A 22,649-nucleotide genomic window follows, 5' to 3' on the forward strand; every position below is an offset into this window, starting at 1 on the left:
GCATGGGGCACATCACCCTGAAACCTCGGCGCGGCGGACTGATTTCCGCAGACCAAGCCAGCCAGGCACGCGAGCGGATCGTGGCCTACGCCTTGAAGGCGTTCAACGAGGTCGGCGTGGCGCACGTCACAACAACCAGCCTGTGCGCCGGACTCGAGATGAGTCCGGGCCATCTCTACTATTACTTTCGTGGCAAGGAAGCGATCGTGGCGCACCTCTTCGCTCGCTTCAAACGCGAGATGCAGGCGCAGCTGAGCACACGCCCAGAGCGCCCGCTGTCTGGGGAGCGATTGTCCGAACGCATACTCAAGTTTCTTGATTGCGCCTGGGAATATCGGTTTCTCTATCGGGACATGAACGGCTTGATTGCATCCAGCCGTTTGCTCGAGCACGGGTTCCGGGAGCTGATCAACCTGAGTGCGCAATCCCTGAAAGCTGCCATCTGCGCAGACCAGCCCGAGCATCAAAGCGAGCAACGGCTGGCTCAATTGGACAGTGCCTGTCGCTGCGCAGTCATCGTGGCGACGTACTGGCTGTCATTCCAGTTCCTGCACAATGCCAGGCAGTTCAACGAGCGGGACATCATGACCCGCTCCTTTCAAGGCGCACGCGACCAGGTACTCGCCCTGCTGCATCCGTTTCTGGAGACAACGCTGGACGAAACCCTTTGGAATCCATCTGACAACGCGTACGGAACAAGACACTAGCGCAGGACGGCAACGCCATACCTTGCAGGTCGAGCAGCACACCGATCGGGCGGCCACAATCGCGCTCGATCGGCCACATGATCGAAGCATTGCTTGTAGTCGTTACCGTCCAGAAAGCTTGCCGAGCAGCTTCTGCACGATCTGCTCATGCTGCTCCAACGCCGCTTCGAGTGTCTGCGCGCCATAGCTTGCATTGTCCCGAGCGGCCAGCCCCGTCACGCGTGTGATGAACAAGGGTGTGTCCGTCGGCGCGGCTTCCGACACGCCCCGGAAACGGGTCGTCACCACACCGCCGGACTGCTCCAGCAGCGTGCGGCGGAATACCGGGTCGTTCTCCTCCATCCAGCGCGACCACGCATCGCTGTCGGAGACTTGTACCGGCCGGTTCTTCTCATCCAGGATGTAGAAGCGGCGCCATTTTGGCGGACCGTCATGGGACGTCATGTGGACACCACCAGAGTGCAGTTGTGGATACCTGGCTCCGCCCGCTTTGCGCGTGCCCTGCTGTACTCTCGCCGCGCGTCTTTGTACTTCCCTTATGTATAGACCCAGAGCATGGTGGACGGGCGGGCGATGGCAGCAGCGTGCCAAGCCGGGCAAAGCGCGGCGCCTGCCGCGTCAGACCGCATTGCTTCCCAACATCAGATCCAGATTCTGCACAGCCGCGCCCGATGCCCCCTTGCCGAGGTTGTCGAACACAGCACTCAACAGCACCTGGCCGTGCGAGGCGTTGGCGAACACCCCCAGGCACAGATCGTTGGTGCCGTTGAGCGCCTGAGGGTCCAGCACCTCAAGTGATTCGGCTTCAGCCATCGACATCACACGCACATGGCGGGCCTGCGCATAGTGCTGCTGCAGACAGGCGTGCAGCCCGGCAGCGGTGGCGCCCGCAGGCAGGTGCTGCAACTGCAGCGCAATCGTCAGCACGATGCCCTGGCGGAAGGCCCCGTAGGCGGGGACAAAGACAGGGCGTGCGGCCAATCCGGCATGCAACGCGATCTCCGGCGTGTGCTTGTGCATCAGGCGCAGGCCGTAGACCTGGAGTGCCGGAGCATCTGCCTCTTCGCCCTCGTATTCCTGCACCTTGGCGCGACCGCCGCCGGAATAGCCGGAGATGGCGTGGATGGCCAGCGGGTAGTCCGCTGGCACCAGCCCCGCCATCACCAACGGCCGCAGCAGCGCAATCGCCCCGGTCGGATAGCACCCCGGATTGGTCACGCGCCGCGCCCCGGCGATGCGCCGTGCCTGCGCAGCGTCCATCTCGGGAAGCCCGTAGACCCACTGCGCATCGGTCCGATGCGCGGAGCTGGCGTCGATCACCCGCACCGCCGGGTTGACGATGGCGGCCACGGCTTCGCGCGCCGCAGCATCGGGCAGGCACAGCAGCGCGACGTCGCAGGCGTTGATGGCTTCCGCGCGGCGACGGGCGTCCTTGCGCTCGGCTTCTGGCAGCGTGAGCAGGCGCAGGTCGGTGCGGCCGTGCAGGCGTTCGTGGATCTGCAGGCCGGTCGTGCCTTGGTCACCGTCGATGAAGATCAAGGGGGTCGTGTGCATGGGGCGGGCTCCTGCCTCGTTGTGGGCGCCGATCCACGTAGACACCGGTGGCGCGATGGCCCATGATCGCTGCAGCGTTGGAATTAGAAAAGTTTGTTTTCGCAAACCTAGGATTCAGTTTTCCTGAACTGAGTCTCCACCACCGGACTGTATGCCGCCATGCGTGAACTGAGCCTGGACCGCCTGCGTACCCTGGTCACCATCGCCGACCTCGGCTCCTTTGCTGCCGCCGCGCAAGCGCTGCACCTGGCGCCGCCCACGGTGAGCCTGCATATCGCCGAGCTGGAGCAGCGTATTGGTGCGCCATTGCTGCTACGCCGACGCGGGCAGGTACGCCCATCCGGCGTGGGCGAGACGCTGGTGGCCCGCGCGCGCCGCCTGCTGACCGATGCCGAACAGGCGCTCGACGACGTGCAGCGGCAGGTGCAGGGGCTGGAGGGGCGCGTCAGGCTGGGCGCCTCCACCGGGGCGATCGCGCACCTGCTGCCGCAGGCGCTCGAGACTCTTGGGCGAACGCACCCCGGCATCGATGTGCAGGTGGCGGTGCTGACTTCACAGGAGACGCTGGCGCGCCTGGTGGGCGGCACGCTGGATGTCGGCCTGGTAGCCCTGCCGCAAACGGCAGCGGAAGGCCTGGTCATACGCGCGTGGCGGCGCGACCCGGTGATGGCCTTCGTACCTGCGCACTGGCCCGCGCCCAAACGCGTGACACCGGAGTGGCTGGCCGCGCAACCGCTGATCCTCAACGACGCGAGCACGCGGTTGTCACGGCTGAGCGCGGAGTGGTTTGCGGCGGCGGGCAAGCAGCCGCGCGCACGCATCCACCTCAACTACAACGATGCGATCAAGAGCCTGGTGGCCGCGGGCTATGGCGCCACGCTGCTGCCGCACGAGGGCGGCATGGCGCCGCCACCCGACCCACGCATCGCCATGCTGCCGCTGCGGCCGGCGCTGTGGCGCCCGCTTGGAATCGCGCATCGCACCGGCACGCCCGAGCCCGCCACGCAGCACGTGCTGGATGCGCTGTGGGCTCTCAAGCAAGGCTAGCGATGGCGCGTCGTCCGTCAGCGGCGGCTGAATCCCTGCCTTATGATGGGATCTCAATGCCGCTGCGCATGAACGTATCCGCCCTCCCCGCCGATCTAGAAGGATTGAACGCCGCATGAACGCCAGCCTTCCGCCCGAATCGAACCGCCCCATTGCCGCCCGTGACGCCATCCGCGGGCTGCGCGCCTCCCGCATCCGCGAGGTGGCCAACGCCGGCTTCGGCCTGCCCGACGTGCTGCCATTCTGGTTTGGCGAATCGGACCGCGTCACGCCCGACTTCATCCGCGAAGCTGCGGCACAAGCGCTGTCGCGCGGCGCGACGTTCTATACGCACAACCTGGGCATTGCGCCGCTGCGCAGCGCGCTGGCCGACTATGTGAGCCGGCTGCACGGCGCCGCGTCGATGGACCACGTGGCCGTCACCAGCGCCGGCGTCAACGCGCTGATGCTGGCCGCGCAGCTGGTGGTGGGCCCCGGTGATCGCGCCGTCGCCGTCACGCCGCTGTGGCCGAACGTGGTGGAGATTCCGAAGATCCTCGGTGCCCACGTCGAAACCGTCTCGCTCGACTACGGTGCGCATGGCTGGACGCTCGACGTCGACAAACTGCTCGCCGCCCTCACGCCCGGCACGCGGCTGCTGACCATCAATTCCCCCAGCAACCCGACCGGCTGGGTGATGCCGCGCGAGGCACAACAAGCCGTGCTCGCCCACTGCCGACGGCACGGCATCTGGCTCCTCGCCGATGAGGTCTACGAGCGCCTGTACTACGGCGACCGCCCCACCGCCCCCTCATTCCTCGATATCGCCGAGCGCGACGAGCGCGTCATCTGCGTCAACTCGTTCTCCAAGTCGTGGCTGATAACAGGATGGCGGCTGGGCTGGATGGTGCTGCCCACCACCCTCACCGATGACCTGAGCAAGCTGATCGAATACAACACGTCGTGCGCGCCGTCCTTCGTGCAGGAAGCCGGCGTGGTGGCGGTGCGCGATGGGGAGGGCTTCATCCGCAGCGAGACCGCACGGCTGCGTGCGGCGCGCGATCATCTGGTCGGGGCGCTGTCTGCGGTGCCCGGCGTGGACGTGCATACGCCGGAAGGGGCGATGTATGTGTTCTTTCGCGTGCCGGGGGCGGAAGACAGCCTGGCGCTGTGCAAGCAACTCGTGCGCGAGGCGAGGCTCGGGCTTGCGCCCGGCAGCGCGTTTGGCGATGAGGGCGAAGGCTTTGTGCGGTGGTGCTATGCGTGCGACACGGCGCGGCTGGATGCGGGCGTGGAGCGGCTGCGCGCGTTCCTGTCGCGTGGCTCCACTATCGCGTAGCGCGCCGGCTATCGCCGGCCTACGTGCTCAACGCTTGGCCGGCGCCTGGCATAACGCCTGGTTGTGCAGAATGGCCTTGCCCGTCGGCGCATAGTTTTCTGCATCGCACGGCGGCATGAAGTTGAAATTGGACTTCTGCGCGCGCACGGCAACCGTGTCGGACAGCACGGCCAGGCATTGCGCGCTGTCGCCTCGGTGGTATTCCGTCAACGCGAGATCGCTCTTGGCCTTGTCGCGCTCGATCCAATCCATGAAGGTGCCGCATTCGGAGAGCAACGACGTGAGCGTCGTGCGGGCGACGTCGTAGTCCTTGGCGGCGTATTGCTTGTGCGATTGCTCGATGCGTGCCGCGCGTTGGCGGTCCGTGCAGGCGGCGGGCGGGCGGAGGTATTCGCCGTCGAATCCGGCACGTGCGCCGCAGAAGTCGCGGCAAGCATCGACTGTGCCGGTTGAATCCAGTGTGAGCATACTGCCGGTGCCGGACATGGTGATGCGGCACGCCCCGTTGCTGTCTTTCGCCACGCCGACGCCGCCCTCGATCGTGCCCTCCAGGGCGCAGGTGTGGCAGTTTCCGCCGATGGTGGTGAGGGTGAAGCTGGTGCCCTTGATGGTCAGGGTGCCGTGGCCGTTGCCGCCTTCGGTGTAGGTGTATTGGCCAGGGGCGGGGGTTGGGGTGGCGGCGGTTGCCCATGCGGTTGTCGCCAGACCGAACACGGCCGCCGCCAGTGTGTTTCGCACCCACCCCCTAAGCGCCATGTCCTTACCCCTGTGAATGCTCACGATGCCTGAACTTTCTGCTGGATGAAGCACCGTGCCTATATCAACCTATCAACGATTACTGACTCGGGCGACCGCTCCAGAGCGGGTTCCTCTTGTCAGAGGCGAGCACCTGCGCCAACACGTCCGCATCGGGATCGCGGGCAACCATGCCCTCCCTGCTCAACCGGGAAGCCCTGGCCGTCGACTTGCGTTTGCCCTTAGCCTTGCCAGAATGTGTGTTCTTGGCGGACAGATGAGTGGTGTTCGCTGCGGTTTGAGACGGCAGACCGCGTTCCGCGCACAGGCCCGTCGTTGCCCAAACCGTAGCCAACAGCGTTACAGCGAGTTTGTATTGCATCAGTTCACCCGAGAGAGATTGATTGATTTAGAAGCCTCGACCAAACAGGAGAAAGCACAGTTCCGCGATGGCCAGCAGGGTCAAGGCGCACGTTGCTGATCAAGGTATGGGCGAGATTGAGCTAGATCGTCCTGCTCGTCTCATCGGCCGCTACACGGCCCCCGGCCGCAGCCGGATCGACTCGATAATCGCATCCCACAGTTGCAGCGCCTCCTCATCCGACTGAAACGCTGGGAGGTAGGGGGTGCGCTCGGTGACCACGGACTGTTCCAGCACGTGCAGGTCAGCAGAAATGTTCTGCTCCGACAACGACTTGTTCTTGCCCTGCGACTCCCACGCAAACGCGTACACGCGCTGCCCGTTGCCGCTGGCGGCCGTTGCGTACTCTTCCGCTTGGATAGGGCCGACATCGCGCTCCCTCTTCCGAAGCACATCCAGCCCCGTCAGGCGTTGACCTACGGCCAGTAGAAGAAACCTGTCCACGCGCTCCAGCAGCCGGTCTTGCTCCGCCCCGGTGCTTGCGTCGATGTTGATAAAGGCATTGGGATGCTCGGGCAATGTAACGCCAACCTCGAACCTTTCGGAACGGTATTCGCTACCTGCGATGAATCCCTTGTCGATGCAGAATCCGGGGCCGCTCGGAATCTCGTCGTCGCTGCGCGAACGAATGTTATCGGCAAGACCAGTGGCGTGTCGAAGCGCGATCTCTACTCTATCTGGAGAGACATCACCACCATACTGGAACACGTCGTCTGATTTATCCGCAACCAAATAGACATCACTTTGCAGCATGACTTCACTATAAGGTAAAGACCATGAAAATAATATTTCTGATCCGTTGACTAAAGGAACTCGGCGAACAAACATAGAGCCCTGCGTCTCATGCTTCGCCCCCCTTAGTTCTGCTTCGCGCCTGTCAACCCTCGATTTCAACGTTGAAGGCACTTCACCGGGCATGGGCTGAATCTTATTCCCTCGGACCTTGTACATTGCATTTACCTTTGCTTGCGGCGGGAGGTCTACGAGATATCTTCCAAAGCAATACGTCTTCCAGCCTGTCTTGTCCATCGGCTCGATTTTTGGCGTGATAAGCGCGCAGCCCGCTGCCACCGCGCAGACGGAAAACAGAGGTAACAAACGTAGTCGAGTCATCCTAGTCAAATGGTCCTGCTGATGTCATGAAACACGACTACCTATCGCCAAAGGTTGCTCGCCTGTCTATCCAATAAAATCACTCATGCACGAAAACTACACCGCCCCCGGCCGCAGCCGGATCGAGTCGATAATCGCGTCCCACAATCGCAGCGCTTCATCATCAGACTGAAACGCAGGACGGTACGGGGTGTGCTTTGTGACCACGGGCTGCTCCAACACCTTCAGCGCGGCGGCAATATTCTGCTCGGACAGAGATTCGTCCTTGCCCTGTGACTCCCATGCGAACGCGTACACGCGTTGCCCCTTGCCGCTAGCGGCCGTGGCGTATTCCTCTGCCGGAATGGGGCCGACATTTCGCTCTCGCTTGCGAAGGACTTTCAGACCTGTCACAGATCCAACAACAGCGGTCGCGAAGAACTTGTCCACACGCTCCAACAGCCGGTCTTGCTCCGCTCCAGTGCTCGCGGCAAGTGTGATCAAAGCATTGGGATGCTGTGGCAACGTGATGCCAACCTTGAATCCCTCCGAACGGTACTCGCTACCAGCGACAAATGCCTTGTCGATGCAGAATCCTGGACCGGTCGGAATCTCACTATCGTCTCGCGAGCGGATGTTGGCGGCGAGAGACCCTGAAAGGGATAAGGCTAGGTCCAGTTTCTCCGGATCAACGTCAATGGAGTAGCGAAAAACACGCATCGGACCCTTGGTTACAAAATAGGAGTCCATCCACATCATTTCCTTACTGTATGGAGCTTTCCATGAAACGATGCTGACCGAACCACCTTTAAGCTCCTGACGACGCACAAACATACTGCTGCCTAGCTTCTCATGCCGACTCGCAGTCAACTCTGCCTGTCGTTTATTGACTTCCGTATTGAGTGTACTTAGATCCGCCCCAGGAACGTACTCAATACCACGACCCCACATCTTGTAGGATCCATTGATCTTGGCCTGCGGCGGCAAATCCACAAGATAACGTCCAAAGCAATACGTCGTCCATCCTGTCTTGTCCATCGGCTCTATCTTCGGCGTGGTAAGCGCGCAGCCCGCAGCTGCTAGGCAGGCGGTGAGCGCGAGTAGCAAACGTCGTCGAATCATCCTAGTCAAATGGCCCTGCTGGTGTGATGAAGCACGACTACTTCTCTCCGAAAGGTGCTCCTCGCTTATCTATCAAAGATAAGTCACTTAGGCGCGAAAACTACACAGCCCCCGGACGCAGCCGAATCGAATCGATGATCGCATCCCATAGTTGCAACGCCTCATCGTCTGATTTGAATGCGGGGCGATAGGGCGTGTGCTCTGTGACCACGGGCTGCTCCAACACTTTCAGCGCGGCGGCAACATTCTGCTCGGAAAGGGACGTGTCCTTTCCTTGAGATTCCCATGCGAACGCATACACGCGCTGCCCGTTTCCACTTGCAGCGGTGGCGTACTCCTCCGCCTGAATAGGACCGACATCGCGCTCCTGCTTGCGAAGCACCTTCAGACCCGCAAGAGAGCCAACGACGGCCGTCGCAAAGAACTTATCGACGCGCTCCAACAGCCGGTCATGCTCCGCTCCTGTATTCGCTCGAATAGTAATCAAGGCGTTGGGATGCTGCGGCAACGTGATGCCAACTTCGAATCGCTCCGATTGATATTCGCTACCTGTGATTAATCCCTCATCAATGCAGAATCCGGGACCCGCGGGGATCTCACTGTCATCTCGCGCTCGAATATTGGCTGCTAGCGCACTAATGAGTGAGACTGCATGATCTTGTTTGTTAGCTGAAATTTCGCCGATATACTTATAAGCACGCCATGGATTATTTGTTACCAGATAAGACTCCTCGTTCATCATGTACTTTCGACGAGGACTATTCCATGAAAACAAGATCACAGAGCCATTTTTATGATCAACACGACGAACAAACATACTCTCACCGGATTCATGCTTGCCCACCTTCAGATCTGCCTCACGCTTATCAACTAGCGCCTTAAGCGTTGTCGCATTTTCGGCCGGCATATTCTCGATCTCTATACCCCAGATCTTGTATGCGGAACGAACCTTGGCCTCCTGAGGCAGATCGACCAGATAGCGTCCAAAGCAATAGGTTTTCCAACCAGTCTTATCCATCGAATTTTTCCTGGACGTTGTCTGTGCAGTGCCGCTAGCGGCAAACAGCGAAACTGAGAAAATTGTGAGAGCAAGAAGAAATGAGCGGTGATTCATGATTGGTCGTTGGGGTGCCAGTCGGCCAATTGGGCAACTTTCATGATGCCATACAGCGTTGCCCACTGCGCGCGCGCGTCGTTGTAGCTGCCTTGGTGATCGTAGCCCTTGTGGCCCATGTTTGCCTCCCCCTTGCCATCCGCCCCCTGCCGAAAACTTGCCTTGACCCCAGCGTCGCGAGGAGCTTCACCTGAGAAGACGGATACTGTTCCATCCCCCCTGCCAGTAACTGGTGTTAGTGCGGGACCATTGCGCATCGCTCGATTGCGGTAACTACCCCTTCCGTCGTCTTTTGCCGGCGAAGCTGATTGAGAAAATTTTGAAATATCCCCTCGCCAGACAATATCTTGCCAACTATGCATGCTCTTTGAACCATCGGCCCCATAGTGCGCGTAGGTGTTCAAATGATACTTACCCGAAACATCACGATGAAAATCCTCGACCTTTCCGATTCGCTCGTAAAATTCGCTCCGCGAGTCACCCATTCCCTTGGTTTTGTCACCAGACAAATCCAACAACCCTGTATTCTGTTCCGGCACCAACCCATACCATGCTGGGTTCTTATAGATTTCCTCATAAGGATTGCCATTGCGCGGATAAGCACAATCCTGACCAGCCTCATCCCTCACGACATTGCCGCCCTCGTCCTGCAGAAACAACCATGGCTTCCCACCACGGTGGTCAAACGTCGGGCAAAGCTCCAAGGCTCCCGCCGAGTTGGCAACCACCGCCGTCACCTCTCCGGCGTTGGCTCCCAGCACCAGCTTTTCGACTCCTTCATACCCTGAGCGCATGTGGTGGTAGATAGCTGGCGCCCCTGTTGCGGGCTGCACGCCATGCACCACGCCCAAGACATTCTCGTAATTGAGGAGCTTAGTCAGCGCGCGGGCGACCAGCCCACCCATGGAATGGGTGACCAAGATGACCTTATCCGCTGGCACCGGCGGCTTTTGCTCCTTATAGTGCCGCAGCACAGTGTTCTCGATGTACTGCTTGATGTCTTCGGCAGATTGGAGGTTCGACTGCAGCCAGTTGTAGCCGGCACACCAGACTTCGTAGTCGTAGCGAGCCGCTTTGGTCAGTTCCGTCTCGGTCAGCGCTGTTGGCTTGCCGGTTTCCTCGCCAAAATCAGCTGGCGCGCGCAAGGCTTCTTCGGCCCACCATGGCTGCAATTTGCACCCGGCCACAATGTGGTCCGTACGCGCTTGAAGAAGCGCCATCACGGGGTTATACGAGGTCCGCATTGCACTGCCCCACCCACGCTTGCGAGCTGTTTCCTTATGCAGGCCCGATTTGCCCGTATCGATGGAGCCGCCATCATCCACGGTCAGGTCTTTCGCTTTCAGTATCTCCTGTCGTTCCGCCGGCCCCTTAAAACCCCAGCTCACCAGCGCGGTAACAACACCAAGAATGTCTGCCAGGTTCAGGCTCTTATTAGGCGGCCGCCAGACAGGGTCGTTAGTCTTCTTGTTCTTAAGGTTGCTCCCCATGATGCCCGGGATGAAGACGATCGGAATCACCGCCGGCAATTTGGTCTCAAGCACCTTGCAGCGTGTATCGTCGGTTGGCGTCAGCTGCGTCTCATAGATCGGCTTCCCGTCCAGATCACGCGTCTTGCCGATGACAACTTCTTCGTTGGACTGGTTAGGTTCTTCGCTGCTCATCAGTGCGTCGTTCTCTTAGGTGTTGCTGGCGAGTTTTCCCAACACGCGCAATTGAATCTGCTCCATGGAGATCCCCTTCTGCATGGGCAGGCGGCCCTCTGCGTCAGTGACGAGCTTGAGCACAGCACCATCACCACGCCGCAACTCAACGTGCGTGTTGCGAAGCGGTTCGTGCGTGACCTGGTCTCGCAAAAGGTATCTGTCGTCAAAAGCCGTATGCGGCCACGAGTTCATCTCAATGGATGCGTGCGTGGGCCCCTGAAACTGCCGCTGCGCCGCCTTATACGTAATCGGCCCCGCGCACTCCACGGTAATATTCCCGCCTTCGATCGTGATCGACGCCCCGCCCGCCGTAGCAATCCGAATCCGCTTGGCCGCCGCAAAGTCCACATGCATATTGGCCGACACCAGCTTCAGGTCCTGCTTGGCCTTCAGCTTGAGCACATCGTGTTGGGCCTGCACATCGATATTGTCCTGACCGGCGGTGAGCTGCAGCCCAACGTTGTTGTCCCCAGCCTTGGACAACCCTGCCGCCATACCGATCGCCAGCCCGGCATGCACCCGCGCCTGCTTGCCCACGGCGAGGTTGGTGTCCTGCCCGCTGCCCAGCGCAATGCTCTCGCCGTTGGCAATCTGCAGATCCTGACCCGCCACCATCACCAAGCCCGCACGGCCAGCGAGATGTGCCATGGCTTCGCCCTGGTGCGGCACCTTGCCTTGCGTCGACGTGTTGCCCGCACCGGCGTCTTGCTTGGCCGCATCGAGCGCCTTGCCGTCGACCATGCCCGCGACAGCCTTCGCCTGCTTGGCCAGCGGCGCCTTGTCGTCCTTGGCCGTCGCCAACGCTGCGGTCTGGTGCGTAACGGCGCCCTGCCCCAGCGATGACGTCAATTCCTTGGCCTGCTTGATCAATGCGATGCCGGCAGCGTTGTCGCCAGTGGGCACGGCTTTGCCGCTGCCCGCATCACGGTAGGTCGTGAGGAGCAGGCCGGCCTGGCCACGCACGGCCGCGTGGCCGTCTGTGCGCAGCTCGAAGCCCTGACCACGGAAGCTGCCACGCCGGTTGTCCTGCTGGTGGACGAGGTGGCCGAGGTTGAGCTGGGTGGCCTGCTGCGTGGTGGCAAGCTGCGTGCGCAACTGGCCGTCGCTGTCGTCGAAGACGAGCTGGTTGTAGCCACTGCCGCCGTGCTCCGCGCTCTTGAAACCGCTGTGCGCGGCGGCGTTGCGGTGGCCTTCGGCTTCGGTGCCCATACCGTGCCACGCAGGGCCGTGGCCGCCGGCGGTGTTGCCTTGCGCACTGCCGGCGCTGTCGTTGCCTTGCTTGTAGAGCGCGGTCGCATCGCCTTCGCCGGCAGCGCCTTGTCCGCCCGGCGTGGGCGCGACGCCAGCTTCGCCCTGGCCGTTGTACAGCGCGCCGATCACCACCGGCTGGTCGATGTCATCTTCGCTGAACTTCACCAGCACTTCCTGGCCGATGCGCGGCAGCCACTGCCAGCCCATGCCGGCGCCGGCTTGCCGTTGTGCTACGCGCACCCAGCGGCTGCTGCGGTCGTCGGGGCGCTCGCCTTGTTGCCAGGGGAAGCGGATGCGGATCTCGCCGGCGGGGGTGGCGTGGTGTTCGCCGCTTTGTTGTCCACCCGCGCCGGCCTGGGTCTGGCCGTCGGGGCCGACCACGATGGCGCTGTGTACGCCCTGCGCGGTGGGCACGGAATAGAGGCGACCGGTGTCAGGCTCGGTCACGCCTGGGCGCCACGGGCGGCGCGCGTCGCTGGCGCGGAACAGGCCCGCATAGCCGTGGGCGCGTGCGGCAGCCAGCAGGTCTTCGGTTGGCGTGTTCCGCTCGACGGGTTCGTCGGCCTCCTGGAAGCCGAAGACGCCGGGGCCGGATTCGGGTGCCGTCGGCGGCATGTCGAACACCAGCGCGGCATCGAGCCCGCCCAGGCGGTGCCCGAGCGCGAGATGCGTGTCGGCGGTCAGGTTGTTGATGCCGCAATGCTCGACGCCGTCCATCAGCAGCGGAGTGGGCGCGCTGGCGTCGGCGTTGGGGTCGGCATTGGCGTCATGGGGCAGGTGCGGGCAATCGCGCAGTTGCAGGCGCGTACCGCTGCGCAGCGTGCGCACGGTGCCGCGCCCGGTGAACAGCAGCGCGCGGGCCTCGATGCTCTCCATGACCTGCTCGGCGATGCGCTGGGCGTTGCCGGCGTCCGGCGCCAGCGAGGGGCTGATCGACAGGTAGGCATCCGGGCTACCCGAGCCACCGCCAAAGCGGGCCGGCGCGTGGCCGCGCACACTGCGCTTGCCCTCCGGGTCCCACGCGGCCACCGCCACGCCGCCCACCGTCGTGCGGCTATGACACACCAGTTGCTGGATCGCATCGCGCTCTTCCATGCTGTGCGCGCGGTGGTAGTGGATGCCACCCTCGGCGGCGGATTCGGTGTCTTCGGCCAGTTGCGCGCTGTCGGCAAAGATCACCAGCGTGTGGCCGCCGTGCGCCTGGTCGTCTTCAACGGTGGTGAAACCCAGCCCGGCCTCGGCCAGCAGGCGCGTGATGAAGTGGTAGTCGGTCTCGCGAAACTGTGCGATGTGGCTGCGCATGCCGAACTCGCCCATGCGCGCCTCGGCACCGGCGGCGTAGCGCCACGAGGCGTACGGCGAGTACGGCGTCAGCACCTGCTCGATGATGTCCGCCAGCGGCCGATTCTGGAACACCTGGCTGTGGCGCTGCTGCGTGGTCAGCCAGAACCATGGCACCACGGTCAGGCGATAGCGCGTGAGGCTGCCGTCGGCGCCGAGCTTCTCTGCCAGGCGGATCAACCCGGTACGCTTGGTTTGCGTGCCGTTGGCAAGCGTCGTCACCAGCGTCACGCGCTGACCAAGCAGCGATTTGAGCGCACTGCGCGCGTTAGGGCTGACCGCCACCACACGCCACTCGAACAATTCGGACAGCGCCTCGCGGCCAAGCCACGCTTCCACCGCCAGGTCCGCCAACGGCCCGTCGCCCTCCAGGGCGTACAGCCGGTGCGCGGGGGCGAAGAGATTCTGAAGAAGGGTTGTTACTTCCATTCGCTGTCCGATATGACAACTGCGGGCGCATCAAAGGCGGAATTGTGAGGCCGGCGCGCATGCGCTGTGTTAACGGCGCATTCACAAAACTGCGCCAACGGCCTCATCCTCGCCCGGCAATCCCCCACACGGGCGGCGAATGCCGCCGGCTATTGCCCCTTGTAATTGGGCTGGTCAGCCGGTTTTTTGGCATTGTTAGTATGCGGTGACAGCAATGCCGCCAGCAGATCGGCATCCGGATCATCCGCGGTCAATCCGCCTTTACGGTGTCGCGCCGATTTGGCGACCGCCTGCGGCTTGGCTTTTGTATTTTGTGCATCCTTGACCGGCAGCCCAGTCGATTTTGCAACCAGCTTGGCGGTTTCCGCCTTGCCTTGCGCCGTATTGGCCGCCGTATTAGTCGATTTGACCGTCGCTGCGTGCTCGGTGGAAGTCTCGCTGTGCACCGCATCGGCGGGCGCCTTGGCGACAGCCTTCTCGGGCGGTGGTGCCTTGCCGAGTTTGTCCAGCGCGTGCTCGTCCGTGGGCTCGACGTTGACGATGGTGGCCGCCGGCGCCACGGCAGGCGCGCTGGCAGGGGCAGCCGCCACAACCGGTGCCACCACGGCTGCCGAAGCCGGCTGAGCGGCTTTTGGCACGACCGGAGCGGCGTGTTCCGCAACCTGTGCGGGCGCCGGCTCGTCCGATGGGTTGAGCATGATCCATGACCCAATGCCCACGGCCAGCACCGCAACGGCAGCACCAATGGCGTAGCGGGGGCCTGCCTTTCTCGGCGCCTTGCCGTTCGCGCTGACCTTGCCCTCGAGGCTCGCCAGGATGCGCGTGTGCGCAGCCTCGTCGGCTTCGGACTGGGAGTTGAAGAGCGTTGGAGGCCCTTCTTTTTTCAAATCGCCGTTATTACTCATCACGGGTCCAGAATTGAAATAGAATGCGCGGCGAGCGTATGTGGTTCAAAACGACGTCCGAGCATCAGGTACAACAAAACATGCCGATTCCGCTGGTGGCTGCTGATTCTAAGTCTGGGCTTCACGAAAGACAAATTGTTGGCGCCGGAATGTTTTTTCTTTACCGTTTCTTAATAAACGTGCGACGCAAATTCAGCGGAATCTTTACCGTTTCTTAATATTTTCAGCTTCGCAATACAGATATAAATCAGGGTGAATTGACGTAACCGCCTACGCCTCGCAAGTCAGTATGGTTTTTGCCGCTCTCGTTCTCTACTTCATCGCCATGGTGGCGGTGGCCGCCGTGCTGTTGCTGCCGTCCGTGCGGCAGCGCGCCGCCGCCGCCGTGCGCGCGCAGTGGCGCCGCCTGAGCGCGGGTGCGGCGGTGGTTGGCACGCGTTCGGCGGGGTCGCTGCGCGAGTCGGTGGATAGCGCCACGTCGAATGCCTCGGCGATCAAGCAGTTCGTGGTGCGGCGGCGGGGGCTGCTGCTGGGCGCGTTGGGCGTGCTGTCGGTGCCGCCCCTGCTGGCGCTGGCCCTGCGCGAGCGGCAGACGTTCGAGTTTGACGATGACACCGTGCGCGAGCCGGACCCGCACATCTCGGCGTTGCTCAACGGCGAGCGGTTGATCCCGCCGCCGCCGCTGCCGCCCGAGGTGTTCACCACGCAGGAGGTGGAACAGGTCCGGCCAGCCATCCGCGATGCAAGCCGCGACTGGAACCTGCTCGATGCCGATTTCCGCCAGCGCCTGCTGCTGGTCTACAAGATCATGCACGACGAACACGGCTACGACATGGCGCTGCTCGAAGGCTATCGCAGCCCCGATCGGCAGGCCAAGCTGGCGGCGATGGGCAGCAACGTCACGCAGGCCACCGCGTTCCAGAGCTATCACCAGTACGGCCTGGCGGCGGACAGCGCGTTCTTCCGCGACGGCAAGCTGGTGATCAGCGAGAAAGACCCGTGGGCGATGCGCGGCTACGAGCTGTACGGCCAGGCGGCCGAATCGGTCGGCCTGGTGTGGGGCGGCCGCTGGAAGATGATGGACCTGGGCCACGTGGAGCTGCGCCGCAAGGGCGTGCTCGGCAAACGCCCGGGCCAATGACGGATCGATGAACCGATGGATCAAGAACGCTTGGGGTGCACGCAATGACACGTCCCTTCATCCTGCTGGGTGACAAGACCGACCACGGCGGCGTGGTGATCAGCGCGTCGGGCAACACGTCCACCGGCGGCAAGGGCGTTGCCTGCGTGGGCGACAAGGTGACCTGCCCGCAGCAGGGCCATGGCGGCACCACCGTCATCGTCACCGGAGACCCGAACGTCATCATCGACGGCCGCCAGGCTGCGCGCCATGGCGACAAGACCGCCTGCGGCGCCACCCTCCTGTCCAGCCAGGGCAACACCGGCAGCATCTGAAGAAGACGACATGGTTGCAAGACTGTTCCGCTCCGGGTTGACGCTGCTGGCGGTGTTCGTGGTGGTGTGGATCGCCGTCATCGTGTGGTGGCAGGCCGTCAACCGCATGCCGACCACCGCCGACATCGTCACCTACCTGTTCCTGCTGCCGATGGGCATGGTGATCGGCTATTGGGTGATGAAGCGCGCGCTGGACGGCATCCGCTCCAACGTGGTGGCGGGCCGTGAATTGGCCGCCGCCACACCCGCCGCCGTTGCAGCCGGCGATGCCATGCCCACCGACCCGCAAGACGCCACGCGCCAGTGGCGCGCCGTGCTGCTGGGCAGCGCCCTGCGCGCGCCGGCCGGGGCTGACGCCATGGCGCTGGTCGACGCCGTGCAGGCCAGCACGCAGCCCGGCCTGGCGGACGTGCAAGGCTTCGGCCAGCCGATCTTCGCGGCGCCAGTGGAGGGGCTCGACATCGAAGACCTGCGCACTGAACTGGCCGAACGCCATCCCGACCTCGACTGGCCCGATGAAAACCTGCGCGCCTTGACGCTGGCCGGGCAGGTGGCCGAAGAACTCGCCGCACAGGCGGTCGCGCAGCAACCCGTGGAAACCGGCGTGGAGCCGGCACGGATGGTTGTCACCGCCCTGCTGCCGCGCGAGTGGACGCCGCCGCAGCAAGCCGCCGCCGACACCTGGTTGCGCCAACGCATCGGCCTGATCTGGCCGGCCGAACGGCTGACGCTGGAGCCCATCGCCGCCAGGGGCGATGCCGATGCGCTGCTCCTGCTCGATCGCGCCACGCAAGCACTCAACCGCCCCAGCGACGAGCGCGCGCTGCGCATGCTGGTGGTGGCCGATTCGCTGGTCGGCCCCAACGCGGTGGAACAGCTCATGCAGCAGGAGCAGCTGTTCGACGCCAACCGCCAACATGGCCGCATACCGGGCGAGGCGGCCGCCGGCGTACTGCTGTGCGCGCCGACCGACGCGCTGGCCCAGGCCGCCCAGCCAGCCGAAGCGACCGACGACGAACCGACTGCGGCGCCGACCACGATCACCCGCGCCAGCGTGGCCCGGTTGGAAGCGCCGACGCCCAACAAAGGCCAGCCGCGCCTGGAAACCCTGGGCGGCGTGGTGCGCCAGGTGCTGGACACGCTGGCCGCCACACCGGCCGCCAAGGACAGCAAAGCCAAACCCGCCGATGACGCGCCCGCCTCAGCCGAGCCCGCCATCGCCAGCGTAGTCACCGATACCGGCATGCACCCGGTGCGCACGGTGGAAGTCGCGCGCGTGTTCTCCGAACGTTTTCCGGCGCTGGACGTCGCCGCCGACCTGCTGCCCCTGGGCACGCCCTGCGGCTACGTGGGCGCCGCCGGCGCGCTGCTGCCCGTGGTGGTGGCGCATCAGTTGAGCCTGGAGACCGGCAAGCCCGTGCTGGCCGTCACCGCCAACGACATCCAGCAGCGCGGCGCCATCGCCGTGGTGCCGAGCCTGACCTGACCCCGATCCTCCGAACCCGAGCTCACGAGCCGAAGGCAACATGCAACGCTTCCTGAACTTCCTGACCAACTCACGCACGCTGTCGATCCTGGGCGTGATCGTGCTGACCATCTTCCTGCTGCTGATGGCACAGACCTTCGAGATTGGCTTGGTCTGGGCCGGGGTCGTGCTCGGCGTGCTGCTGGCGCTGTGGCTAGCGGCATACATCTGGAAGCGCTGGCGTGCGCGCCGGGCCAGCAACAAGCTCGAAGGCGTGCTTGAACAGGCCGCCGCCGACAAGACCGTCGCGCCCGACAAGCGCGAAGAGGTCGAAGCCCTGCGCGTGCGCTTGGCCGAGGCGGTCAAGACCATCAAGCGCTCCAAGCTTGGGCAGCTGTCCGGCGACGCCGCGCTATACGAGCTGCCGTGGTACATCGTGATCGGCAACCCGGCTGCCGGCAAGAGCACGGCGGTGCTGAACTCGGGCCTGCAGTTTCCGTTTGCCGACAAGGGCGGCGCGGTCATCCAGGGCATCGGCGGCACGCGTAACTGCGACTGGTTCTTCACCACCGAAGGCATCCTGCTCGACACCGCCGGCCGCTACTCGGTGCACGACGAAGACCGCCGCGAATGGCTCGGCTTCCTCGACCTGCTCAAGCGCTACCGCCCCAAGGCCCCGATCAACGGCATCGTGGTGACGGTGAGCGTGTCGGAGCTGACGCAGAACCGCCCCGAGTTCGCCATCAACCTGGCCAAGAACCTGCGCCAGCGCGTGCAGGAGCTGACCGAGCGGCTGGAGGTGTTTGCCCCGGTCTACGTGATGTTCACCAAGGCCGACCTGATCACTGGCTTTACGGAATTCTTTGGGGACAGCGAGAAGCAGGAGCGCGACCGCGTGTGGGGCGCCTCCCTGCCCTTCGAGCCGGAGGCCAAGCCGGACGTGGCGGCGCTGTTCGACCAGCGCTTTGACGAGCTGTGCGACGGCTTGAAGGAGATCAGCGTGGCGCAAATCTCGCGGCACCGGAACCACAAGCTGTCGCCGGGGTTGTTGAGCTTTCCGCTGGAGTTCGCGTCGATCAAGCCGACCCTGCGTTCGTTCCTGGTCACGTTGTTCGACGAGAACCCGTTCCAGTACAAGCCCGTCTTCCGCGGTTTCTACTTCACCAGCGCGCTGCAGGAAGGCGCCACCAACAGCGCCTCGGCCGAGCGCATCGCGCGCCGTTTTGGCCTGTCCACCGATGGCGCTGCGCGCAGCCGTGAGGTGTTCTCCAAGAACGGCTTCTTCCTGCGCGACCTGTTCTCCAAGGTGATCTTTGCCGACCGGCAGACGGTGCGCCAGTTTGCCAGCCCCGCCAAGACGCGCCTGCGCATCGCCACCTTCTTCGCGCTGGTGCTGGCGCTGGGCGTGCTGCTGGGCGGCTGGACGTGGTCGTACATGGGCAACCGCACGCTCACGGCCAACGTGCAGGCGGACCTCGACAAGATCGTCAAGATGCAGCAGAACCGCATGGATCTGCAGGCGCGCCTGGAAGCGCTCGACATCCTGCAGGACCGCATCGAGCAGCTCGACCGCTTCCGCAACGATCACCCGCTGGCACTGTCGCTGGGCCTGTACCAGGGCGACACGCTGCAGCACAAGCTGCTCGACGAGTACTACAACGGTCTGCGCCAGGTCATGCTCAAGCCAGTGGGCGGCGCGCTCGAAACCTTCCTGGCCGAAGTCAACGCGCACCCCGACCAGCTCGCGCCGATGGTGCGCCCGCCCGAGACCGGCGCGGTGATGACCACGTCCGTGAGCTCGGCGACGGCCACGGTCGGCGCCTCGGGCGCGGCCGCCGGCACGCAGGGTACCTCCCCCGCGGCCACCGCCTCGGCAGGCGGCAAGCGCTATACCGACGCCTCGCCCACCAACGTGGAAGACGGCTACAACGCGCTCAAGACCTACCTGATGCTGTCGGACAAGCGCCACGTGGAAGTCGCGCACCTGACCGACCAGATCACGCGCTTCTGGCGCGGCTGGCTGGAAGACAACCGGGGCAACATGCCGCGCGAGCAGATGATCCGCTCGGCCGAGCGCAACCTGTCGTTCTTCCTCGCACGCGTCAATGACGACAACTGGCCGCTGGTGGAAGGCAACCTCTCGCTGGTCGACCAGACCCGCGAGAACCTGCGTCGCGTGGTGCGTGGCATGCCTGCCCGCGAGCGGGCCTACGCCGAGATCAAGGCGCGTGCCTCCACCCGCTACGCACCGATGACGGTCGCCCGCATCGTCGGCGAGACCGGCGCCGGCGTGGTGGCCGGCAGCTACGCCGTGCCCGGCACCTTCACCAAGGAAGCCTGGCTCGGCTACGTGCAGCCCGCCATCCGCGAGGCCGCCAGCAAGGAGCTGCAGACCAAGGACTGGGTGCTCAACGTGGCCGCGCGTGACGACCTCACGCTCGAAGGCAGCCCCGAGCAGATCCAGAAGGCGCTCGTGACGATGTACAAGACCGAGTACGCGCGCGAGTGGCAGCGCTTCATGCAGGGCGTCGCCATCCAAGACTTCAGCAGCTTCGACCAGGCCGTCACCGGCATGAACCTGCTGGGCGACCCGACCAACTCGCCGATCCGCAAGGTGCTCGACACCGCGTACGACCAGACCTCGTGGGACAACCCGTCGATGCTGAACGCGGGCCTCAAGCAGGCCAAGACCGGCGTGCTGGGCTGGTTCAAGCAGCTGTTTGCGCGGCAGACGCCGTCGCAGGTGAACGTCAACCTGGACGTGGGCGGCAATGCCGATGCCGGCACCATCCCGATGGGCCCGGTGGGCAAGGAGTTCTCCGGCCTGGCGCGCGTGGTGGTGATGCACGACGACAAGTCGCTGCTGCGCGGCTACATGGATGCGCTGTCCAAGGTGCGCACGCGCTTCAACCTGATCAAGAACCAGGGCGACCCCGGCCCCGGCGCGCGCCAGCTGATGCAGCAGACGCTGGACGGCAACGGCTCGGAGCTGGCCGACACGCTCAAGTATGTGGACGAGCAGATGCTGACCGGCATGACCGACAGTGAGCGCGCAACGCTGCGCCCGCTGCTGGTGCGTCCGCTGCTGCAGTCGTATGCAGTGGTGATCCGCCCGGCCACGGTCGAAATCAACAAGGTGTGGAACGCGCAGGTCTACCAGCCGTTTGCGACGACGCTGGCCGACAAGTATCCGTTTACCGCCAACGCCAAGATCGAGGCCAGCGCGGCTGAGATCGGCCAGGTGTTCGGCCCGGACGGCGCCGTTGCCAAGTTCGCCAGCACGACCATCGGCCCGCTGTCGGTGCGCCGCGGCGACATGCTGGCCGCCCGCACCTGGGGCGACCTGGGCCTGGCCTTCGTGCCCGAGTTCACCACCGGCTTCACGCGCTGGATCGCGCCGCTCACGGGCGGAGCGGCGGGTGGCGCCGGCGGTGCGGCCGCAGCGGCGCCGCAGACGGTGTTCCAGATCCTGCCGGTGCCGTCGCAGGGGGCGACCGAGTACACGATCGAGATCGACGGGCAGCAACTGCGCTATCGCAATACGCCGCCGCAGTGGACCAACTTCGTGTGGCCGAATCCGCAAGGCACGCCGGGTGCGAAAGTCACGGCCACCACGTTCGACGGCCGCTCGGTGGAGCTGCTCAACGAGCCGGGCCGCTTTGGCCTGGAGCGCCTGATCGCGACCGCCACCCGCAAACGTCGCCCGGATGGCGCCTTCGACCTGACGTGGACGCGTGACGGCATCTCGGTGTCCATCAGCCTGCGCATCATCAGCAGCCCGCAATCGGGCGGCAGCACGGCGTCGGATTCGCCACAGGGCCAGGGCCTGCGCGGCCTGCGCCTGCCGACCTCCATTGCCGACGTGAACGCCCCTGCGAGCACGTCGACCCCGCCCGCCCCGGCAGGGTCGCCGCCCAGCACACCGGCGCCCGCGCAGACACCCTCGACGACGCAGGCCGCCAACCGCCCGGCGGTAACGGACGAGCAAGGGGGAACGCCGCAATGAGTCAGACCCAGTTGCAGCTTTCCTACTTCGGCAAGCTTCCGTCGCGCGGCGACTTCGTCAAGAGCGCCAACAACGTGCAGCTGCTCGACACGCTGGACCGGTGGCTCGCCCAGGGCATGGAACTGCTGGCCGAGGCGCCCGACTGGAAGGCCACCTACGACACCTGGAAGCCGGTGCAATTTGCCTTCCTGGGCTCGCAGAGCAAGCTGGCGATTGCCGGCACGCTGATGGCCAGCAGCGACCTGTCGTCGCGCCGCTTTCCGTTCCTGACGGCGACGGCGATGGAGGTCGAGCGCCCGCTGAACTTCATCGCCCGCAGCCCGATCGCGCTGGCGCGGCTGTGGACGCGCGCGGGGCAGCAGATGCTCTCGCTCGGCCAGGCCGCAGACGCGACCGAAGGCCTGCGCCTGCTGGCCGACGGCCAACACGGCGTGGAGACCGCCGGCACGCAGGGCTACGATGCCAGCTTCTCCGATTTCATCGACTTCCAGACCGTTGCCGGCCTGGAGCACATGCTGCGCGCGGAGGGCCACAACATCCGCCTGCGCCGCACGCTGCTGGCGCTCGGCACGCTGCTGCAGCCGGTCATGGCCAACGGCTCGTCGCGGCTGGAGAAGGGGCTCACGCTGCCGCTGCCGGCCGACCCGCTGTACCGCAGCCTGGTGGCGAGCTTCTGGCTGGAGCTGGTGTCGGGCTTCCTGCAGCGCGCCGATTTCGAGCTTTCGCTCTTCCTGGGCGAGATCAACGGCCACGAGCGGTTGGTGATCGGTTTCAACGGTGCGTCCTCACGCACCCTGCACAGCATCATGTCGCCGCTGGCCTATACCGAGCAGAACATCAACATCGACGACCCGGAATGGGTCGACCAGCACGTCAGCGGAGAGTACGGTTTGGCCAAATTCGTGAGTTACCTGGATCAGCCGCAGCTCTCACTGCGCGTGGCGGTCGATACCTTCCGCGAAGTCTTCATCGGAGAATGAA

Annotated in this window: 18 protein-coding genes and 1 pseudogene; 8 read left to right on the plus strand and 11 right to left on the minus strand. The window is 64.2% G+C overall.

What is annotated here, in order from left to right; genetic code table 11:
- Nucleotides 1–2: 2 nt before the first annotated feature.
- Nucleotides 3–707: a TetR/AcrR family transcriptional regulator gene (locus QZ609_RS00110; RefSeq protein WP_295489359.1), complete on the plus strand. Its 705-nt coding sequence runs from the start codon at nucleotides 3–5 to the stop codon at nucleotides 705–707.
- A 102-nt stretch (nucleotides 708–809) separates the two neighbouring features.
- On the opposite strand, the gene QZ609_RS00115 is transcribed toward QZ609_RS00110, so the two are convergent.
- Nucleotides 810–1,151, minus strand: coding sequence for a hypothetical protein (locus tag QZ609_RS00115; RefSeq protein ID WP_295489362.1), 342 nt, complete (start codon nucleotides 1,149–1,151; stop codon nucleotides 810–812).
- Between the two features lie 174 nt (nucleotides 1,152–1,325).
- Nucleotides 1,326–2,261, minus strand: a complete 936-nt coding sequence (gene argC / locus QZ609_RS00120; RefSeq protein WP_295489365.1) for an N-acetyl-gamma-glutamyl-phosphate reductase — start codon at nucleotides 2,259–2,261, stop codon at nucleotides 1,326–1,328.
- A 159-nt stretch (nucleotides 2,262–2,420) separates the two neighbouring features.
- Between argC and QZ609_RS00125 the strand changes: the two genes are divergently transcribed.
- Both QZ609_RS00125 and QZ609_RS00130 read left to right on the plus strand, forming a co-directional pair.
- Nucleotides 2,421–3,308, plus strand: a complete 888-nt coding sequence (locus QZ609_RS00125; RefSeq protein WP_295489367.1) for a LysR family transcriptional regulator — start codon at nucleotides 2,421–2,423, stop codon at nucleotides 3,306–3,308.
- Between the two features lie 115 nt (nucleotides 3,309–3,423).
- Complete coding sequence (locus tag QZ609_RS00130) at nucleotides 3,424–4,626, plus strand: pyridoxal phosphate-dependent aminotransferase (RefSeq protein WP_295489369.1); 1,203 nt, start codon at nucleotides 3,424–3,426, stop codon at nucleotides 4,624–4,626.
- A gap of 27 nt (nucleotides 4,627–4,653) precedes the next feature.
- On the opposite strand, the gene QZ609_RS00135 is transcribed toward QZ609_RS00130, so the two are convergent.
- From QZ609_RS00135 to QZ609_RS00170, 9 genes and pseudogenes are all read right to left on the minus strand, one after another.
- A complete protein-coding gene (locus QZ609_RS00135) occupies nucleotides 4,654–5,382 on the minus strand; it encodes a hypothetical protein (RefSeq protein ID WP_295489642.1) in 729 nt (242 codons plus the stop codon).
- Nucleotides 5,383–5,461: 79 nt separating this feature from the next.
- Nucleotides 5,462–5,743, minus strand: a complete 282-nt coding sequence (locus tag QZ609_RS00140; RefSeq protein WP_295489373.1) for a hypothetical protein — start codon at nucleotides 5,741–5,743, stop codon at nucleotides 5,462–5,464.
- A 150-nt stretch (nucleotides 5,744–5,893) separates the two neighbouring features.
- On the minus strand, nucleotides 5,894–6,535 hold the full coding sequence (locus QZ609_RS00145; protein ID WP_365900648.1) for a T6SS immunity protein Tli4 family protein: 642 nt from the start codon (nucleotides 6,533–6,535) through the stop codon (nucleotides 5,894–5,896).
- Nucleotides 6,536–6,598: 63 nt separating this feature from the next.
- Nucleotides 6,599–6,895: pseudogene (locus tag QZ609_RS26715) on the minus strand (hypothetical protein); the annotation flags it as partial.
- Between the two features lie 96 nt (nucleotides 6,896–6,991).
- The gene (locus tag QZ609_RS00150; protein ID WP_295489376.1) at nucleotides 6,992–7,912 is read right to left on the minus strand and encodes a T6SS immunity protein Tli4 family protein; all 921 of its coding nucleotides are present in this window, start codon (nucleotides 7,910–7,912) and stop codon (nucleotides 6,992–6,994) included.
- Nucleotides 7,913–8,096: 184 nt separating this feature from the next.
- Entirely contained in the window at nucleotides 8,097–9,110 is a 1,014-nt protein-coding gene (locus QZ609_RS00155) for a T6SS immunity protein Tli4 family protein (protein ID WP_295489378.1), read from the minus strand.
- Nucleotides 9,107–10,774, minus strand: coding sequence for a hypothetical protein (locus tag QZ609_RS00160; protein ID WP_295489380.1), 1,668 nt, complete (start codon nucleotides 10,772–10,774; stop codon nucleotides 9,107–9,109). The genes QZ609_RS00155 and QZ609_RS00160 overlap by 4 nt, the downstream gene beginning before the upstream one ends.
- Before the next feature lie 15 nt (nucleotides 10,775–10,789).
- Nucleotides 10,790–13,837: a type VI secretion system Vgr family protein gene (locus QZ609_RS00165; protein WP_295489382.1), complete on the minus strand. Its 3,048-nt coding sequence runs from the start codon at nucleotides 13,835–13,837 to the stop codon at nucleotides 10,790–10,792.
- Between the two features lie 149 nt (nucleotides 13,838–13,986).
- Nucleotides 13,987–14,742 (minus strand): hypothetical protein, encoded by a 756-nt coding sequence (locus QZ609_RS00170; RefSeq protein ID WP_295489385.1) that lies wholly within the window; start codon nucleotides 14,740–14,742, stop codon nucleotides 13,987–13,989.
- A gap of 289 nt (nucleotides 14,743–15,031) precedes the next feature.
- On the opposite strand from QZ609_RS00170, the gene QZ609_RS00175 reads away from it, so the two are divergent.
- The 5 genes from QZ609_RS00175 to tagF are packed head-to-tail and all read left to right on the plus strand — an operon-like array spanning nucleotide 15,032 to nucleotide 22,648.
- Nucleotides 15,032–15,883, plus strand: coding sequence for a M15 family metallopeptidase (locus tag QZ609_RS00175; protein ID WP_295489387.1), 852 nt, complete (start codon nucleotides 15,032–15,034; stop codon nucleotides 15,881–15,883).
- Nucleotides 15,884–15,927: 44 nt separating this feature from the next.
- A complete protein-coding gene (locus QZ609_RS00180; RefSeq protein ID WP_295489390.1) occupies nucleotides 15,928–16,197 on the plus strand; it encodes a PAAR domain-containing protein in 270 nt (89 codons plus the stop codon).
- 10 nt (nucleotides 16,198–16,207) lie between these two features.
- Nucleotides 16,208–17,683 (plus strand): hypothetical protein, encoded by a 1,476-nt coding sequence (locus QZ609_RS00185; RefSeq protein WP_295489392.1) that lies wholly within the window; start codon nucleotides 16,208–16,210, stop codon nucleotides 17,681–17,683.
- Between the two features lie 40 nt (nucleotides 17,684–17,723).
- Nucleotides 17,724–21,668, plus strand: a complete 3,945-nt coding sequence (tssM, locus tag QZ609_RS00190) for a type VI secretion system membrane subunit TssM (protein ID WP_295489395.1) — start codon at nucleotides 17,724–17,726, stop codon at nucleotides 21,666–21,668.
- Nucleotides 21,665–22,648, plus strand: a complete 984-nt coding sequence (tagF, locus tag QZ609_RS00195) for a type VI secretion system-associated protein TagF (RefSeq protein ID WP_295489398.1) — start codon at nucleotides 21,665–21,667, stop codon at nucleotides 22,646–22,648. Before tssM ends, tagF begins: the two co-directional genes overlap by 4 nt.
- Nucleotide 22,649 lies beyond the last annotated feature (1 nt).

The sequence above is a fragment of the uncultured Ralstonia sp. genome, assembly GCA_913056305.1.
In the GTDB taxonomy this organism is placed as follows: Bacteria; Pseudomonadota; Gammaproteobacteria; order Burkholderiales; family Burkholderiaceae; genus Ralstonia.

Excerpts from the sequence above, each read along its gene's own strand:
- QZ609_RS00110 (WP_295489359.1), top strand. The coding sequence starts at position 3 with ATGGGGCACATCACCCTGAAACCTCGGCGCGGCGGACTGATTTCCGCA.
- QZ609_RS00115 (WP_295489362.1), bottom strand. The coding sequence starts at position 1,151 with ATGACGTCCCATGACGGTCCGCCAAAATGGCGCCGCTTCTACATCCTG.
- argC (WP_295489365.1), bottom strand. The coding sequence starts at position 2,261 with ATGCACACGACCCCCTTGATCTTCATCGACGGTGACCAAGGCACGACC.
- QZ609_RS00125 (WP_295489367.1), top strand. The coding sequence starts at position 2,421 with ATGCGTGAACTGAGCCTGGACCGCCTGCGTACCCTGGTCACCATCGCC.
- QZ609_RS00130 (WP_295489369.1), top strand. The coding sequence starts at position 3,424 with ATGAACGCCAGCCTTCCGCCCGAATCGAACCGCCCCATTGCCGCCCGT.
- QZ609_RS00135 (WP_295489642.1), bottom strand. The coding sequence starts at position 5,382 with ATGGCGCTTAGGGGGTGGGTGCGAAACACACTGGCGGCGGCCGTGTTC.
- QZ609_RS00140 (WP_295489373.1), bottom strand. The coding sequence starts at position 5,743 with ATGCAATACAAACTCGCTGTAACGCTGTTGGCTACGGTTTGGGCAACG.
- QZ609_RS00145 (WP_365900648.1), bottom strand. The coding sequence starts at position 6,535 with ATGCTGCAAAGTGATGTCTATTTGGTTGCGGATAAATCAGACGACGTG.
- QZ609_RS00150 (WP_295489376.1), bottom strand. The coding sequence starts at position 7,912 with ATGGACAAGACAGGATGGACGACGTATTGCTTTGGACGTTATCTTGTG.
- QZ609_RS00155 (WP_295489378.1), bottom strand. The coding sequence starts at position 9,110 with ATGAATCACCGCTCATTTCTTCTTGCTCTCACAATTTTCTCAGTTTCG.
- QZ609_RS00160 (WP_295489380.1), bottom strand. The coding sequence starts at position 10,774 with ATGAGCAGCGAAGAACCTAACCAGTCCAACGAAGAAGTTGTCATCGGC.
- QZ609_RS00165 (WP_295489382.1), bottom strand. The coding sequence starts at position 13,837 with ATGGAAGTAACAACCCTTCTTCAGAATCTCTTCGCCCCCGCGCACCGG.
- QZ609_RS00170 (WP_295489385.1), bottom strand. The coding sequence starts at position 14,742 with ATGAGTAATAACGGCGATTTGAAAAAAGAAGGGCCTCCAACGCTCTTC.
- QZ609_RS00175 (WP_295489387.1), top strand. The coding sequence starts at position 15,032 with ATGGTTTTTGCCGCTCTCGTTCTCTACTTCATCGCCATGGTGGCGGTG.
- QZ609_RS00180 (WP_295489390.1), top strand. The coding sequence starts at position 15,928 with ATGACACGTCCCTTCATCCTGCTGGGTGACAAGACCGACCACGGCGGC.
- QZ609_RS00185 (WP_295489392.1), top strand. The coding sequence starts at position 16,208 with ATGGTTGCAAGACTGTTCCGCTCCGGGTTGACGCTGCTGGCGGTGTTC.
- tssM (WP_295489395.1), top strand. The coding sequence starts at position 17,724 with ATGCAACGCTTCCTGAACTTCCTGACCAACTCACGCACGCTGTCGATC.
- tagF (WP_295489398.1), top strand. The coding sequence starts at position 21,665 with ATGAGTCAGACCCAGTTGCAGCTTTCCTACTTCGGCAAGCTTCCGTCG.